12 protein-coding genes are annotated in these 15,746 nt (G+C 43.1%); 4 read left to right on the top strand and 8 right to left on the bottom strand.

Features of this window, described 5'->3' with window-relative positions:
- The first annotated feature begins 29 nt into the window (after nt 1-29).
- On the top strand, nt 30-1,814 hold the full coding sequence (gene recD / locus F986_RS04825) for an exodeoxyribonuclease V subunit alpha (RefSeq protein WP_004692672.1): 1,785 nt from the start codon (nt 30-32) through the stop codon (nt 1,812-1,814).
- 698 nt (nt 1,815-2,512) lie between these two features.
- Here the strand turns inward: recD and F986_RS04820 are convergent.
- Nucleotides 2,513-3,811, bottom strand: coding sequence for a serine hydrolase domain-containing protein (locus F986_RS04820; protein ID WP_004692671.1), 1,299 nt, complete (start codon nt 3,809-3,811; stop codon nt 2,513-2,515).
- A gap of 251 nt (nt 3,812-4,062) precedes the next feature.
- Between F986_RS04820 and rpsO the strand changes: the two genes are divergently transcribed.
- From rpsO to F986_RS04805, 3 genes are all read left to right on the top strand, one after another.
- On the top strand, nt 4,063-4,332 hold the full coding sequence (gene rpsO, locus F986_RS04815; RefSeq protein ID WP_004692669.1) for a 30S ribosomal protein S15: 270 nt from the start codon (nt 4,063-4,065) through the stop codon (nt 4,330-4,332).
- 260 nt (nt 4,333-4,592) lie between these two features.
- Nucleotides 4,593-6,680: a polyribonucleotide nucleotidyltransferase gene (gene pnp, locus F986_RS04810; RefSeq protein WP_171057586.1), complete on the top strand. Its 2,088-nt coding sequence runs from the start codon at nt 4,593-4,595 to the stop codon at nt 6,678-6,680.
- A gap of 142 nt (nt 6,681-6,822) precedes the next feature.
- Nucleotides 6,823-8,058 carry a magnesium transporter CorA family protein gene (locus F986_RS04805; protein ID WP_004692666.1) on the top strand — a complete coding sequence of 412 codons (1,236 nt, stop codon included), beginning with the start codon at nt 6,823-6,825 and terminating at the stop codon, nt 8,056-8,058.
- A 120-nt stretch (nt 8,059-8,178) separates the two neighbouring features.
- On the opposite strand, the gene F986_RS04800 is transcribed toward F986_RS04805, so the two are convergent.
- From F986_RS04800 to F986_RS04770, 7 genes are all read right to left on the bottom strand, one after another.
- Nucleotides 8,179-8,439, bottom strand: a complete 261-nt coding sequence (locus F986_RS04800; RefSeq protein WP_004692664.1) for an HP1242/YdcH family protein — start codon at nt 8,437-8,439, stop codon at nt 8,179-8,181.
- A 72-nt stretch (nt 8,440-8,511) separates the two neighbouring features.
- Entirely contained in the window at nt 8,512-8,868 is a 357-nt protein-coding gene (locus F986_RS04795; protein ID WP_004692663.1) for a chaperone modulator CbpM, read from the bottom strand.
- Between the two features lie 10 nt (nt 8,869-8,878).
- Nucleotides 8,879-9,832: a DnaJ C-terminal domain-containing protein gene (locus tag F986_RS04790; RefSeq protein WP_004692661.1), complete on the bottom strand. Its 954-nt coding sequence runs from the start codon at nt 9,830-9,832 to the stop codon at nt 8,879-8,881.
- 143 nt (nt 9,833-9,975) lie between these two features.
- Entirely contained in the window at nt 9,976-10,428 is a 453-nt protein-coding gene (locus tag F986_RS04785; RefSeq protein WP_004692659.1) for a DUF2147 domain-containing protein, read from the bottom strand.
- A gap of 199 nt (nt 10,429-10,627) precedes the next feature.
- Nucleotides 10,628-11,503 (bottom strand): Hsp33 family molecular chaperone HslO, encoded by an 876-nt coding sequence (gene hslO, locus F986_RS04780; RefSeq protein ID WP_004692657.1) that lies wholly within the window; start codon nt 11,501-11,503, stop codon nt 10,628-10,630.
- A 50-nt stretch (nt 11,504-11,553) separates the two neighbouring features.
- The gene (locus tag F986_RS04775) at nt 11,554-13,395 is read right to left on the bottom strand and encodes a monovalent cation:proton antiporter-2 (CPA2) family protein (RefSeq protein ID WP_004692655.1); all 1,842 of its coding nucleotides are present in this window, start codon (nt 13,393-13,395) and stop codon (nt 11,554-11,556) included.
- An 82-nt stretch (nt 13,396-13,477) separates the two neighbouring features.
- Nucleotides 13,478-15,700: a primosomal protein N' gene (locus F986_RS04770; RefSeq protein ID WP_004692654.1), complete on the bottom strand. Its 2,223-nt coding sequence runs from the start codon at nt 15,698-15,700 to the stop codon at nt 13,478-13,480.
- Between the last annotated feature and the right edge of the window lie 46 nt (nt 15,701-15,746).

Below are 15,746 nucleotides of genomic sequence, written 5' to 3'. Positions count from 1 at the left end.
AAGTTGTGGATAACTTTGAGGATAACCGTGTGGAAAATGTTCATAAAGCCAGTATTGATCAGGCTGTCGTGGTAGACACATGGTTAACGCGTTGGAGTCAGTTTATTCAGCAGTCACCGCTGAGTAAAACAGGGGTCACTGAAGCACGTAGTGAAATGATTCAACAGGTCCTTGAAGCCATGCTACGCGGTGAGAGTTGTGTCTCGGTTGCAGCTGAAGCTGTGACTGCCTTAGATGATTTGGTGATGGATGAACAGCAGGCACAGCAACAAAAAGCGCCGTTTGTTTACGATCAGCAGCAATTATATCTGTATCGTTATTGGGCTTTAGAGCAGTCTTTGGCCGAGCAAGTAGCACGGTTAAAACTGCAAAATTTAACGCAAGTGGATATTTCAGCTTATGCTCATTTACTAGAAGATCCACACCAAAAACAGGCTTTGGCTATGGTGGCCGAGCAGGCGCTCGCGATCATTACAGGTGGTCCGGGCACAGGGAAAACGTATACCTTGGCGCGTATTATTGCAGTGCTCAAACAAAGTCTGCCTGATATTCGTATTGCGATGGCTGCACCGACAGGTAAGGCGGCGCAGCGGATGAAAGAAGCCCTTCAGAACTCTTTTCAGGATGAAAAGTTACAAGACTTAGTTAGTCCAGATTTGAAAAACTTAAACCCTGTGACGCTACATCGCCTTTTGGGGCTTGGGAATACGCAGCAACCGCGTTTTCATAGCAGACAACCTTTACCTTATGATGTGATTGTCGTTGATGAAGCATCAATGCTGGATTTAAATTTGGCACAGATGCTCTTTGCTGCCATGCCGAATCAAGCTCGTTTGATTTTATTGGGAGATGCCGATCAGTTGGCTTCGGTCGATGTCGGCTCTGTACTCGCCGATCTACAACAGGTTCCAGCTTTGGCTGAAAATAGAGTCAATTTGGTCAATAGCCGTCGTTTCAAATCAGATGCACGGATTGGAAAGTTGGCACAATTTATTCAGCAGCAATCTTGTTTTGACTTAATGACGCATCCTGCTGAAAAACAGAGAGTATTGCACACTTTTCAACAGCAAGTGGTACATGCCATGACGTTGAAGGCGGTTGAGTTGGATCAGGTCAAGGTCGATTATTTACAACTCGAATTGTTGCCCGAGCAGGCTTTATCTGCAGAGCAGTTACAACATTATTATGATCTGCTGATGCTCGGCTTTCAGGGCTATGTCGAGGCTTTAAAGCAATATCAGCAAAATTCTAATGAGTTTCTCGTGCCCAAAGTGATTCAACATTTTGATGATTACCGTATTTTAGCCGCCATACGTCACGGCCATTTCGGCTTAAAACAGCTCAATTTGCAAATCGAGCAGCGCCTATTGGAACAATTAAAACAAATCAAACAAGGCGAATGGTACTTGGGCCGTCCGGTGATGATGACCTATAACGACTATCAGTTGGGCTTGTCAAATGGTGATATTGGCCTGTGTTTACAGCGCATCGAGCAAGGCAAGTTGCAGTTTGAGGTGTATTTCCCCAGTCTGGATAAATGGGTGGCTGCGACACGATTACCGAAAAATATTGAAACAGCTTTTGCGCTGACCATTCACAAATCTCAAGGCTCTGAGTTCACCCATACCGCGGTGGTGTTAGATCGGCAGGCTGAAAAATTACTCAGTAAAGAGTTGATTTATACAGCAATTACGAGGGCGAAAAAAGTGGTCAGTCTACTGGTCGATGCCGATGCATTCGTACATGCTATGGTGACTCGAACCGCCCGAGAAAGTGGTCTATCAAGAAAAATTAATCAACAAATTCAATTGTGAAGATTTAATAAACAAATAGGAGCTTTGTACGAAATGGCTTACAGGGATTCAGGAGATTTGCGCATAGAGCTTTGCTGAGGATTTTGAGAAGATGGCTTCACATAAAGAGCTCAACACGGAATGTTGAGTATAATCGCAAAAAGATAATAATAACGTCAGTAGACAGCGAACTTACAGTGAAGTAGGTGAAAGAGGAAACTTACAGCCGCTAAGCCTTGTAGTTTTGGGAGAGACTACAAGGCTTTTTTATATCTGATAAATTGGCAAAATATGACAAAAAATAGCCATTCATTCCTCGAAGCATAAAATACAGTCATAGATTAAATATCAAAGAGATACTGTCTCAGTATTGCATGGCTTATGCTTTTTTAAATTTAGTTCTTATGTGTTTAAGTGACTGTTTTTTATTTATTAAATTTTTACTACTGCATTTTTTAGAGGGGTTTAGGTTGAATAATGGAGAAAATGAGGAGTTTGTGTAAGCAATCGCTTACATGAAGATGAGTGAAATACGACTTTTTTCTTCTGTGTGATGTGGCAAAATCTGTCACATAAGGATGTAAATGATTAAACATGGAATGTTTAATACAAGACGCGGAAAAGCGCATTATTATAATGATAACCAAAACAACAAGAACAAAAATAAAAGAACACTACAGCGCAAAAAAGCCCAAGTTTACTTGGGCTTTTTTTTATGCTCAGACTAAATCTGTTTCACTTCGATCGGTTGCAAATAAGGAGCGACGTTGGTGCTTTAAGATTTTGGGACAATGTTTTGAGATTTGATAAAGCGTTTTCGCTAAAGCCGGTAAGTGGGTCCCGACGACAGATTTTCCTGTGGTTAATAGCGATACACTAATATCACGTTCTGGATCGGCCCAGCAGAGAATATTGGAAAACCCGAGATGTCCAAAGGCTTGCCCAGTCATGGGTCCAAATAACCCAATAGGATTACTCCCTAACATTGGGCCTAAGGCATAACGCATCGGGACTAATAATGTCCGATCTAAACTAACTCCTGACGTGGCCAAGGTCGAGCGAAATACCGTTTGGGCACTCATGATTTGTTTGCCTTGGTATTCGCCACCACTCAAGAGCATTTCAAAGAAACGACCAGCTTGTTCCGCACTGGTATAAATGTTGCCCGCTGGGCAAATCGTGTCCATAAAACGCGCATCATTGGTCACATCGACGGCCAACTGTAAACCACCGCCCAGTACCCGATTAAGATAATGGTCTGTGCCTAAACGTGGATGTAGACCTGTGGCATAGTTTAAAGCGACATCCGCCCGATACTCAGGTTTTAGGCCATAGTTAAAGTAATCTAAGCCCATGGGTTTTTCGATATTTTCGGCAAGAAATTCACGGGCCGTTTGACCTGTTACCCGCTTGATAATTTCCCCTAAAATATAACCTGACGTCACGGCGTGATACGCCAGATGTGTGCCTGAGGCTGAAACGGGTTGTGCAGCATAAAGACGTTCTAAAATTTGATCTTGATTAAACAACAGTTCAGGCGTGACTTTATTGTCAATGCGAGGAATGCCACCACGATGAGCGAGTAAATGGAAAATGGTGGCACGACGTTTACCGTTTACGCCATATTCGGGAATATAGTGGCTAATCGGATCGAGTAAATTCAGATCACCGCGTTCATCCAACATATGAATCAGCATGGCTGTAACGATTTTAGAGGCGGAAAATAAGCAAACTGGGGTATCAGGTGTGCCAATTTTCGCATCTGCCGCTAAACCATCGGGTGAGTTGCCTTGCGCATAACCAATGCTGCGATTTAACAATATTTGTCCCTGACGACGTAAACAGAGGCTGATGAAAGGGTAGTTTCCTGTTTTATATAGGGACTCTACACTGGCCCAAATGCTTTGAATTTGTGCGTCATTCATGCCACCCAAGGTAGCGGAGACCTCATCCTTAGAACGAATCACGTGGTTGAGGTCATGGGGGACATAACAGGTATTGGCAGATAAAATTTTCACAAATTTCTCTCTATTTTTCGTTTTTATTGGATTTGAGTCTGATATTGAAAATCAGAATTGTCATGATTGTGCATGATTTGTGCAAAGCCGTCAGTTGCTGAATTGACTGCGAACATAAAACATTTTTGCAATATAGCGCTAGATCCCTTAAAATAATGCTTTGCTGTAGTGATGCACGGCAGTCAACTTGGTTTTGAAGAATCAATTTGATTTGTATCAAATGTAACTTATAAGCATCTCGGAGAAATCGAATGGCTTTAACAAACGCAGATCGCGCAGAGATCATTGCTAAATTTGCTCGCGCTGAAAACGACACTGGTTCACCAGAAGTTCAAGTAGCTCTTTTAACTGCTCAAATCAATGATTTACAAGGTCACTTCAAAGAGCACAAACACGACCACCATAGCCGTCGCGGTCTTATCCGTATGGTTAACCAACGTCGTAAGCTTCTTGATTACCTTAAAGGTAAAGACGCTACTCGTTACAGCGACTTGATTGCTGCTTTAGGTTTACGTCGTTAATTCGATTAAACTTTTATTTTCGGACTATCGCATTTTGAATGCTTTATTACTGAAAAAGAAAGTCTACCTTGCTTCCGTGAGGTAATGGGGAAGGGGCGAATGTTTCGCTCCTTCTTTGTGTCTTAAAATCATATTTTTAGTCTCTGGTGAGGTCGGCTTCTAAGCTTTGTCATTTATACAGTTGCCTGAAATGGCGATGTGAATGCCAAACCTTAGGGGTCTCCACTAGAATAAAAATCAGGAAAGAAAAATACATGTCTATGTTTAATATTATTCGTAAAGAATTCCAATATGGTCAACACACGGTTGTTTTAGAAACAGGTCGTGTTGCTCGTCAAGCAAACACTGTTGTGATCACCATGGGTGGTGTACAGGTTCTTGTTGCAATCGTTGCTCAACCAAAAGCAAAAGCAGGCCAAGACTTCTTCCCGTTGACTGTTAACTACCAAGAAAAACAATATGCTGCAGGTCGTATCCCAGGTGGTTACGGTAAGCGTGAAGGTCGTCAGTCTGAAGCTGAAACTTTAATTTCACGTCTTATTGACCGTCCAATCCGTCCATTGTTCCCAGAAGGTTTCTACAACGAAATCCAAGTAACAGCGACTGTTATTTCTTCTGATAAAACCATGGAAGGCGATATCGCTGCAATGTTGGGTGCTTCAGCTGCGATGTCTATTGCTGGTGTTCCATTTGCAGGCCCAATCGCAGGCGCACGTGTTGGTTTAATCAACGGTGAATACATCCTTAACCCGACTTTAGAACAGCTTAAAGAATCTGATCTTGACCTTGTGGTTGCAGGTACTGAAGCTGCTGTATTGATGGTTGAATCTGAAGCGAAAGAACTTTCTGAAGACCAAATGTTAGGCGCTGTACTTTTCGGTCATGACGAAATGCAAATCGCAATTCAAGCAATTAAAGAGTTTGCTGCAGCTGCGGGCGCAGTTGAATCTACTTGGGTTGCGCCAGTTAAAAATGAAGAACTTCTTGGTAAATTGAAAGAAGCATTCGAAGCGAAAATCTCTGAAGCATACACAATTGCTGTTAAGCAAGACCGTTATGCAGCATTAGATGCGCTTCATGCTGAAGCTGTTGCTCAGTTTGTTCCTGAAGAAGATGAAACTGGTATTGCTGCTGAAGTTGACGAATTATTCGAAGACTTGAAATACCGTACGGTACGTGACAACATCTTGTCTGGTAAACCACGTATTGATGGTCGTGACACGAAAACTGTTCGTGCCATTGATGTTCAAGTGGGCGTATTAGGCCGTGCACACGGTTCTGCATTATTCACACGTGGTGAAACTCAAGCATTGGTAACTACCACTTTAGGTAATACCCGTGATGCGTTGATGGTTGATACCCTAGCCGGTACTAAAACTGACAACTTCATGTTGCACTACAACTTCCCTGCATACTCTGTCGGTGAAACAGGTCGTGAATCTGGTCCTAAGCGTCGTGAAATTGGTCACGGTCGTTTGGCACGTCGTGGTGTTCAAGCAGTTCTTCCTGCGGCTGATCGCTTCCCGTACGTGATTCGTATCGTATCGGACATTACTGAATCAAACGGTTCATCTTCAATGGCTTCTGTATGTGGTGCTTCATTATCACTTATGGATGCAGGTGTTCCATTGAAAGCGCCAGTTGCAGGTATCGCAATGGGTCTAGTGAAAGAAGGCGAGCGTTTCGCAGTTCTTTCTGACATCTTAGGTGACGAAGATCACTTAGGTGACATGGACTTTAAAGTAGCTGGTTCTGCGAACGGTATTACCGCGCTTCAAATGGATATCAAAATTGAAGGTATCACTGAAGAGATCATGGAAGCGGCATTGAACCAAGCGTATGCAGGCCGTATGCATATCTTGAATGAAATGAACCAAGTGATTTCACGTGCTCGCCCTGAAATTTCAATGCATGCACCGACATTCCAAGTGATCAACATCAACCCAGACAAGATCCGTGACGTGATTGGTAAAGGTGGTGCGACCATCCGTGCCATTACTGAAGAAACCAAAGCTGCAATTGATATTGAAGACAACGGTACTGTTCGTGTATTTGGTGAAACCAAAGCTGCTGCTGCTGCTGCGGTTGCAAAAATCCAAGCACTTACTGCTGAAATTGAACCAGGTACAATTTACGTTGGTAAAGTCATTCGTATCGTTGAATTCGGTGCGTTTGTAAACATTCTTCCAGGTACTGATGGCTTACTTCACATTTCACAAATCTCGAACGAGCGTATTGCAAACGTGGCAGATGTGTTGAAAGAAGGCCAAGAAATTAAGGTACAAGTTGCGGATGTAGACAACCGTGGTCGTATCAAATTGACGATGAAAGATATCGAACAAGTTTAATCTCTTGTCAATTCACATGGTTTTTGCCATGTGAATTGAGTTGTCTTAGAAAAGCCTTGAGCTTGGCCAATTTAAACTTTGGCTTGCTCAGGGCTTTTTTTATGGCATCATGCTGGCTAAGACAGACAATAATAAATGAGATATGCAAAGCTATTATTTCTATCAACATCCCACCGCACAGCATACTTATGTGCAGAAACAGCCGATTGCAGAGCAGGAAGCCGAGTTTATTTGGGTGGAGTGTAGTCGTGACGATGTGGTCAATCGGGCAGAACATTGGCAGCAGGACATTTATGCGGCAACGGGACTGTGGATGAATGAATATCATCTGCGTGACATTCTAAATTTAGAACACCCTTGTGCCTTTGACACTTTGGAAGATTATGACTTGCTGATCTTTCGTAAGCTGATCACACCTGATGATCAAATCAAGCTTGATACGCAAGCGACTGAAAAACATGAACGGGTCTTTGGTCTGGCGACGACCCCGATTAGCTTTATGCTCACGCCGCAAGTTTTGATTACGGTTAGAGAGCAGGGCAATAAAGAAGTTGAAAGCTATATTCAGCGTATGGAAACGGTACTGAGCCGTCCGATTGAAGAACATAATAAGCCACGAAAATTACCTGCAACACCTTTAGATTTGACCTTGAGACTGCTCAATAACATGGTGGATGGTTATCTTGATTTACGTGTTCCGCTGACGCGTCGAGTGGAGTTTTGGCAGCAAGAGCTTTTACAAGGCCATCGCCGTTTTACCAAGTGGCATCAATTGTTGCAAGAGAATATGGCTTTCCAACAAGTGGAAAATTTGTGCGAAGAACAAATCGAGACTTTGCAGGAATTACGCGATGAAATTGTCGATAATTATTCGCACTTGAAAGGGAAAAAACGTAGTGAAAAACAAGACATCATGCTGGTACGTGTCGATGATTTAACCAGTCATATTGAACGTATTCAAAAGCATACCATTCGCTTGAGAAATGCAGTGCAAGCAGCTATCGATCTACATTTTTCAGCCATTGCCAATCAAACCAATGAAAACATGCGGATTTTAGCCATTATTACCGCGATTTTTGCGCCGCTAACCTTGTTGACAGGGGTGTATGGTATGAACTTTGAGTTTATTCCTGGACTGAAGTCTCCAACAGGGTTTTGGATCATGTTAGGTATCATGTTAATGACGACATTGATTCTGCTGTATTATTTTTATCGACGTCATTTGGTCGGGCGTGGCGAAAAAAGTGTCATTGATATGTTGGCACAGCAGCATGCGGATCAACATATGAATTTGTTTTGGTTTATCGATTATGAGCCGATCAAGCAAACCGTGAAGGGCACCATCAAAGATTTAGAGAAAATCACCAAATTAAAATAATTCGGTGATTTTCCGCATAGACCATTAAAGCCAATGGGCTTTAAGGTATTTCTTTATATGCTGACGCTATCCTTGTTCAATTTATTATTCGGATATGTGGGCGTCGCAGGGAGATTTAATTTAAGAGGTTTTTAACTGGGCTCCTTTTAAAATCCGGTAAAGCTGATCTTTAATGAACAACTTTTTGCGTTTGAGGGGCTCAATCTCTCCACGATGAATCCTGACAGGGTCTTGTTCGAGTAAACAAATTTCCTGATCGAGAGCTTCATGGTCGTCAAACATTTTAGAAAAATGCGGATTGTCTTCTCTAAGCTGTTGAATCATGTCTCGGTATTCAGGAAACATGAGCTTAGTCTTTTTATTACAAACTTTGAGTTTCATGGTTGCCGTCTAATCCTCTTATTCAAAAATAAAAAAAGAAAGAAAGGCATGCGCCCATCTTTCTTTATAGAACTAGTGTTGATTTGGTTTAACTGGGTCAGTGAGATGTAAATGTTTTACTTCACGACGAAGTTTTTGAACTTCCTCAATCAAATCTAGCATCATTGCGACTGCAGTAAAGCTGGCATCAAAGTCACGTTGTAAGCGATAGGCTCGCCGCGCACGTGAGACATCATCACCAAAAAATTGGTGAATGCGGTTATCGGGTCGGTTAGGCAGAATGTCATATTCCAACAGCTGTAAAACCCATTCAGGACTTTGTCCGCAGGCTTCAGCAAAATGCTTTAAATCAAAGCTATGTTGTTCATCAACAATTTCAGCATATCGACATCCGTCTAAAATAATTTCACGATATTGAATAGTCGTCATAATTTTCTCCTTAAGACTGACGCGGTTTAAAGTGAGGGAAGGCTTCAGCAAAGGCTTGGTAGGCTTGCTGTTCTTGCTCACTCTGCGCAGGAGGTTGAACAATGTTTAAAATTAAATATAAATGTCCTGCCGTTTTGGCTGGAATCCCCTGATCTTTTAAACGGAGTTGCTGCCCCGTTTTGGCATTTTTCGGAATTTGAATTTGCAATGTCCGACCATTGGGTAGCGCGGCGGTGATGCTTTGCCCCAAAGCGGCTTCCCAAGGACTGATATTCAGTTGGTGATAGACATCAACTCCTTCAACGCGTGTGGTCTCCGTATCTTTGTAATAAATTTCGATATATAGGTCGCCATTTTCACCACCCTGAATACCTGACTGTCCTTGACCACTTAAGCGAATTTGTTGCCCTTCTTTCATGCCTTTGGGAATTTTAACTTCCAGCGTTTTGCGCTGAATTTCCGCTTCACCATAGGCATTTAAAGTGGGAATCTGTAAGGTAATGGTTTGGGTGGTACCGTGGAATCCAACCTCAAGATCGACCTCTAAACGCGCATGTTGGTCTTCGCCTTTATGGCGAGTGCTATTTTGGCGTTGATATTGATAGTTTGATCCTCCAAAACCTGAACCAAAACGGCCAAATAAGTCTTCAAATCCTGAAAAATCATGTGCCTGTTGTCCACCTTGGGCATTCCTAAATGCCTCTTCAAAACCGCCAAAGCCTGCATTGGGGTTGAATTGGTGTGCGCCTTGCGGATGATCGAGTTCAAAGTCATATTCTGCTTTTTTCGTTTCATCACTTAAGGTGTCATAGGCGACATTCAATTCTTGCATACGTGCTTCAGCATCAGGCTCCTTACTGACATCGGGATGATACTTACGTGCCAATTTTCGATAGGCTTTTTTAATTTGTTCGGCGGTCGCATCTCGCGTTAAACCGAGTATTTCATAATGGTTCTTCGGCATAAATAAGATTAAATAAATTGATTAAGTTTGAATCATTATTCAGCCTTTCAGCAGATTTCAACAGTAAAGATATGTTCCTTATTGTTTCAAAACATGACAAGAAAAAAGCCCCGATGAAAGGGGCTTTGATGGATGAGGGATACTTAGTATTTGACCCATGTGATGTTGCGCCCACCGCCATTTTCGGTCGACGTTCCTCGAATTCGTAAGTGCTTACCATTGTTGCTGAGTCGTGCATATGCGTCATAACGTAGCCCTGTGAAAGGGTCGAGGAACTGTCCATGGCTATAGGTCGAATCTTTGGCATTGTCTAACTGCAAATGGCTGAGCGTTGTCATGCCGACGATGGGTTGATTTTTATTGACCCCATCACACTTGCTACAGTTTTCTATTTTTACTGCACCTGGAATTTCACGCGTATTTACGATGACTGCTTTATAGCTATTGTTTTTGTCTTTTTCAATCATGACGTCACTGAGAGAGTATCCTGTTTTATCATCGATAGTTTTCCATTTGCCGACCAAGGGATCGGTGGCTGCAAAACTGGAGAAGGCGCATAAACTGCTGAGTACGAAAAGACTGCAAGAAAATTTCATGATGATAAAACCCCAATGGAAGAGAAAAATAAAGACATATAAAAATTATGGGTTTATTTATAACGAAATTTAAGCGGTGTGACCAGTGAAATATCTATGAATAAAAGTGATGAATCATTTGAATTATCTTGTTTTTATGAGAACAAAGGCATAAAAAAAGAGCAATTTAGTTGCTCTTTTTTTATTGCACATGACGCGCTTAGCTTAAGTGTTCACCAAATAAACCCAAGGCTTCTTCTGCACTAAAGCTATATTGCGTGTTACAGAACTGGCAGTCCATGGTAATCGGGTTTTGATGTTCTAGCGTTTCACGAACGGCTTCAGCGCCAATTTGTTCAAGCGCTTGAGCACAACGTTCTTTAGAACAGGTACAGCCAAATTTCAGTACTTCAACTTCAGGTAAGCGTACTTCTTCTTCGTTGTATAAACGGTAAAGAATTTCACTGGACTCTAAATCGGTTAACTCTTCGATTTTGAGCGTTTCAGTCAACATGGTCAGACGTGGCCATAAGTCTTGGTCGACACGTTCTTGTTCTTCTTCACTGTTACGTGGTAACAGCTGAATGAGTAAACCACCAGCACGCTGGGATGAACTGGCCAAAACGATACGCGTTGGAATTTGGGCAGACAGGTCATAGTACTGCATTAAACAACCTGCAAGATTTGGCTTGTCTAAAGCCACAATCCCTTGATAACGCTCACCAAATTCGGGCTCAATATTAATAAATAGTACAGGGCTAATGAGGGTGCTCAATACCGTACTGCTGCTGTCGGCAGCATTAAAGCGTGGATCTGCTTCATAATCCGCCAAGGCACGTACTTCACCAAGGTGATTACATTCAGCCATGGCCCATTTGAAACTACCTGAAGCCTGAATTTGTAAACTAATACGGCCTTTAATTTTTAAAGTACTGGCAAGTAATGCCGTGGCACTGAGCATTTCACCTAACAGCACTTGGACTGCAGGTGCATAATCACGCTGCGCCAAGATGGTTTGTAGGGTTTCTTCTAGATGAACCACTTCACCACGAACAGGACTATCTTCAATATAAAAGCGTTGACGCAAATCAGACATAAATTTCTCCAATATCCTGTCTTAATGGTGACGATATTGTAAAACACAAGTCATTTTACTTCATCCCGTGTTACATCTATTCGGTCATGTTGTAACTCACGTTGTAGGTCAACACCCACAGGGCTTTGGCGTAATTGGGTATCACTTTCAAATAAGTGTTCTAATTCGGCCAGAGCATTCCGATGTGTTTCATACACCTTCTGTTCATCGTTATAAATACTTTGCTGCTGCGCGAGCAGTTTTTCATCATAATCTCGAAATAACTCAATGCTCTTATAGGCATCTTGTTCTGCAATTCCGAGATTACGCAGGGCAAAATAGGCCATCCCTAAAGACGATAAATAGGTTTCACGCCAAATATGTTCCACTCCTAAGTCACGTAACAAATGCACATGATGTCGGTCACGGGCACGGACCAGCAAGTTTAAATCTGGATAATTGAGTCGGATATGGCGTGCCACATTCATGGAGTCTTCAATATCATCGATGGCTAATACAAACACTTTGGCATGTTCGATACCGGCTGCACGCAGGATATCGGGTTGAGTGGCATCACCATAGTAGAGTTTGCCGCCATAGTTGCGAACGAAATCGACCTTGTCGATATTGCTGTCAATCGCCGTGAAGGTTTGGTGCTGTAAGTGAACCAGTCGTGCCACAATTTGTCCGACACGGCCAAAGCCAGCAATGATCATCGGGTTATGCTGTTCAGGAATCTCATCATAGACAGGTGTAGTTTCTTTCTCGAATAGAGGCACCACCCACGAACTCATCAGCCAGTATAGAATAGGCGTCAGAATCATCGACAACGTCACGATCAAATTGATCGGCTCTAAAATGGCTTGCGTAATCACGTGTTCACTCATGGCAACATTGAGCACCACAAAAGCAAATTCACCGCCTTGTGCCAAACAGGTTGCCAGCATCAAACTATTTCGCCATGAAAACTCGAAGTAGCGAGCGATGGCTGTTAAGGCCAGCAGTTTGACCAACATCAGCAATAACGCACCGCCAACAATCAGACTTGGGCTTTCCCACAGCAGCGAAACTTGCGTGCTCATCCCGACGGTCATGAAAAATAGACCGAGAAGTAGACCTTTAAATGGTGCAATACTGGCTTCCAGTTCATGACGGAATTCAGAGTCAGCAAGTAACACTCCAGTTAAAAATGCGCCCAAGGTGGTACTGATACCTAAGACATCCATCAGCGCGACCACGCCTAAGACAATAAACAAACCGACTGCGGTAATCAGTTCATGTGCGCCACTTTTGGCCACAAAGCGGAAAAAAGGGCGCATGAGATAGCGGCTAAATAAAAACAAGCCTGTAAAGGTAGCAACAATCGCTGCAAAGTAGGCAACGCCATGATGGGTTGAGTTTGTTCCCGCAAGCAGGGGGATAATCGCAATCAGCGGAATCGCGGCAATATCTTGAAAGAGTAAAATAGAAAAAGACTGCTGACCAAAAGTGGTATTGAGCTGCTGTTTTTCGCTTAAAAGCTGTAGCACAAAAGCGGTAGAAGAAAGGGCAAGGGCAAAACCAATCACAACACTGGCCGCAATCTGCTGTTGCAGGGCAAAAAAGACGATGCACGCCAGTAGCACGCCGCAGAGTGTTACTTGTAAACTGCCCATCACAAAAATGGATTTACGCATTTCCCATAAGCGTTGTGGGCGAAGTTCGAGTCCAATAATGAACATCAAGAAAATCACGCCATATTCAGCGAGTTTATGAATGTCTTCAGGGTCATGGACGACATTGAATACACTGGGACCGAGTAAGATGCCTGTAAATAAATAGCCGAGTACCGTGGCAATCCCCAGCCGTTTAGCCAACGGAACGATCATCAGTGCCGCAGCCAAAAAGAGGGTGATTTGAAGCAGTAGAGACATTGCCCTGTCCTAAATTTTTTTCTTTATGTTGGAAGTTTAAGGGAGAACGCGACTCAGGTCTAAACCTTATTCATGTCAAGCCTTAACTTAACTCTTGTGGATCAATATCAAGGCTCAATTTCATACCATGCGGTTTGTTATGCCAGACATTTTGCCACCACTGACGAATGTAAAAATGCATCCGCGCACGGTCTTTGGACAGTAGTACCATATGCGCTTGATAGCGGCCTGCTTTACGTTCCATCGGCGCAGGAATTGGCCCCCAAATATCAATACTGTTTTCTGAGGCTTGGCGCAATGCTTGTGCATGCTCTTGTAAAAAGCTTTGGTTCAGTTCTTGGTCTTTGGATTCACAGCGCAATAAAGCCGCATAGCGATAAGGTGGCATCCATGCAGCTTTACGTTCTTTCAACGTTTGCTTGGCAAAGCTGCGATAGCCCGATTCTAGCAGGGTATTCAGCAAAGGGTGGTCTGGACGTAAAGTTTGTAAATACACTTCGCCTTTTTTCTCACCGCGCCCAGCACGTCCCGCAACTTGGATGATGAGCTGTGCAGTACGTTCTGTGGCACGAAAGTCAACACTGAGTAAGCCTGAGTCAATGTCTAAAATCGCCACCAAAGTCACATAAGGAAAGTGATGTCCTTTGGCCAGCATTTGAGTACCGAGCAAAATGATGGGTTCACTTTTCTGAATCTTGTTATAGATTTTTTGCCAACTACCGACCCGACTGGTCGAGTCACGATCCACCCGAATTACATCAAAGTTGGGGAACAGTGCTTGTAGGTTTTCTTCAACTTTTGCGGTGCCTAAACCAATTGGTTTCAGTTCGCTATGCTGACATTGCGGGCAGTGTTCAGGCATGCGGTGGATGGTGCCGCAGTGGTGACAGTGCAAATGCTGGTAGGGCTGTCGATGCACGGTAAAATTGGCATCGCAATGTGGGCACTTCGCCTGCCAGCCACAACTTTCACAAATCAACACAGGCGCATAGCCGCGACGGTTTAAGAAAATCAGCACCTGTTCTTTTTTGTCTAAGCGCTTTTGTACTTCATGAATCAGCTGTTGGCTGATGCCATTTTGTTTCTGTGCCACTTTCAGATCGATCACATGCATTTTCGGCATCACGGCCACACCTGCACGTTGGTCCAACTCCAAACGGGTCATTTTACCTTGTTCAACCAATGCATAACTGTCGATACTTGGCGTTGCAGAACCGAGGATAATCGGACAGTTTTCTAAGTGTGCACGGTATAAAGCCACATCACGAGCATGGTAGCGAAAGCCTTCTTGTTGCTTGAAAGATAGATCATGCTCTTCATCTAAGACAATCAAACCCAAATGCGGAAGGGGCGTATAGATGGCAGAACGTGTGCCAATCACAATTGAGGCTTTGCCCGTTTGCGCACTTTGCCAGGCTTGAAGGCGCTTAGAATCATTTAAACCTGAATGTAGTAGCGCAATATGACAGTGAAAACGTGACTGAAAACGGCTCACTGTTTGTGGGGTGAGACCAATTTCAGGCACTAATACCAAGACCTGTTTGCCTTGTTTTAAAATCTCTTGCATGACTTGTAAATAGACTTCAGTTTTCCCACTACCGGTTAAACCATCCAGTAAGAAAGCATGGTAGCTATGACGAGCTTTGAGAATGTTTTGAATGGCACGCTTTTGTTCATCATTGGGCGTGAGGGGCATTTGCGCCAGTGTCATAACTTGCGGTTTAAAGTCTTGAGCTTCAAGTATGCACTGGGTGATTTGCTTTTTTTCTAAGGCTTTTAAGGTCGCCGTTTCAATGCCAGCCAAATTTAGAATGTTTTCAGACGTTCCTGTGGGATGCAGCTTTAAAATTTTATAGGCATCTTGTTGTTTTTCAGAACGCTTCAATTTGTCTTCGGCATGATCATCAATCAGCTTCCACATCCGCGCCAGTAAATTATAGGGTTTACCTTGGCGTAAAAAGCTGGGTAAAGCAGCATGCATCACTTCCCCAATCGGAAATTGGTAATATTGCGCTGACCATGTCAATAAACTTAAAACTTTAGCATCTAGAATAGCGTTGTCATCGAGCAACTCAGTTATGGCTTTAAGTTTAAAACCTAAATCGAGTGGTTTCTCATCAGTGAGTTTCTCAACAATGACACCGACCACATTTTGGCGACCAAATGAGACAGCCACACGTGCACCCACTTCAGCTTGGTGGTATTGTTCAGCCGTTAAACTATAGTCAAAACAGTCATATAGGTAAACGGGAACAGCCACACGAATACGGTAGCTTGGTGTTGTGGAAAGTGTATTTTCTGGCATAAAAAGCTCAAAATGTCCTGATGAAATTGTCGTTGTGCGATGAATG

It is taken from the genome of Acinetobacter johnsonii CIP 64.6 (assembly GCF_000368045.1).
In the GTDB taxonomy this organism is placed as follows: Bacteria; Pseudomonadota; Gammaproteobacteria; order Pseudomonadales; family Moraxellaceae; genus Acinetobacter; species Acinetobacter johnsonii.
The sequence above is the reverse complement of the archived record's forward strand: the minus strand, read 5'-3'. Positions and strand labels throughout refer to the sequence as shown.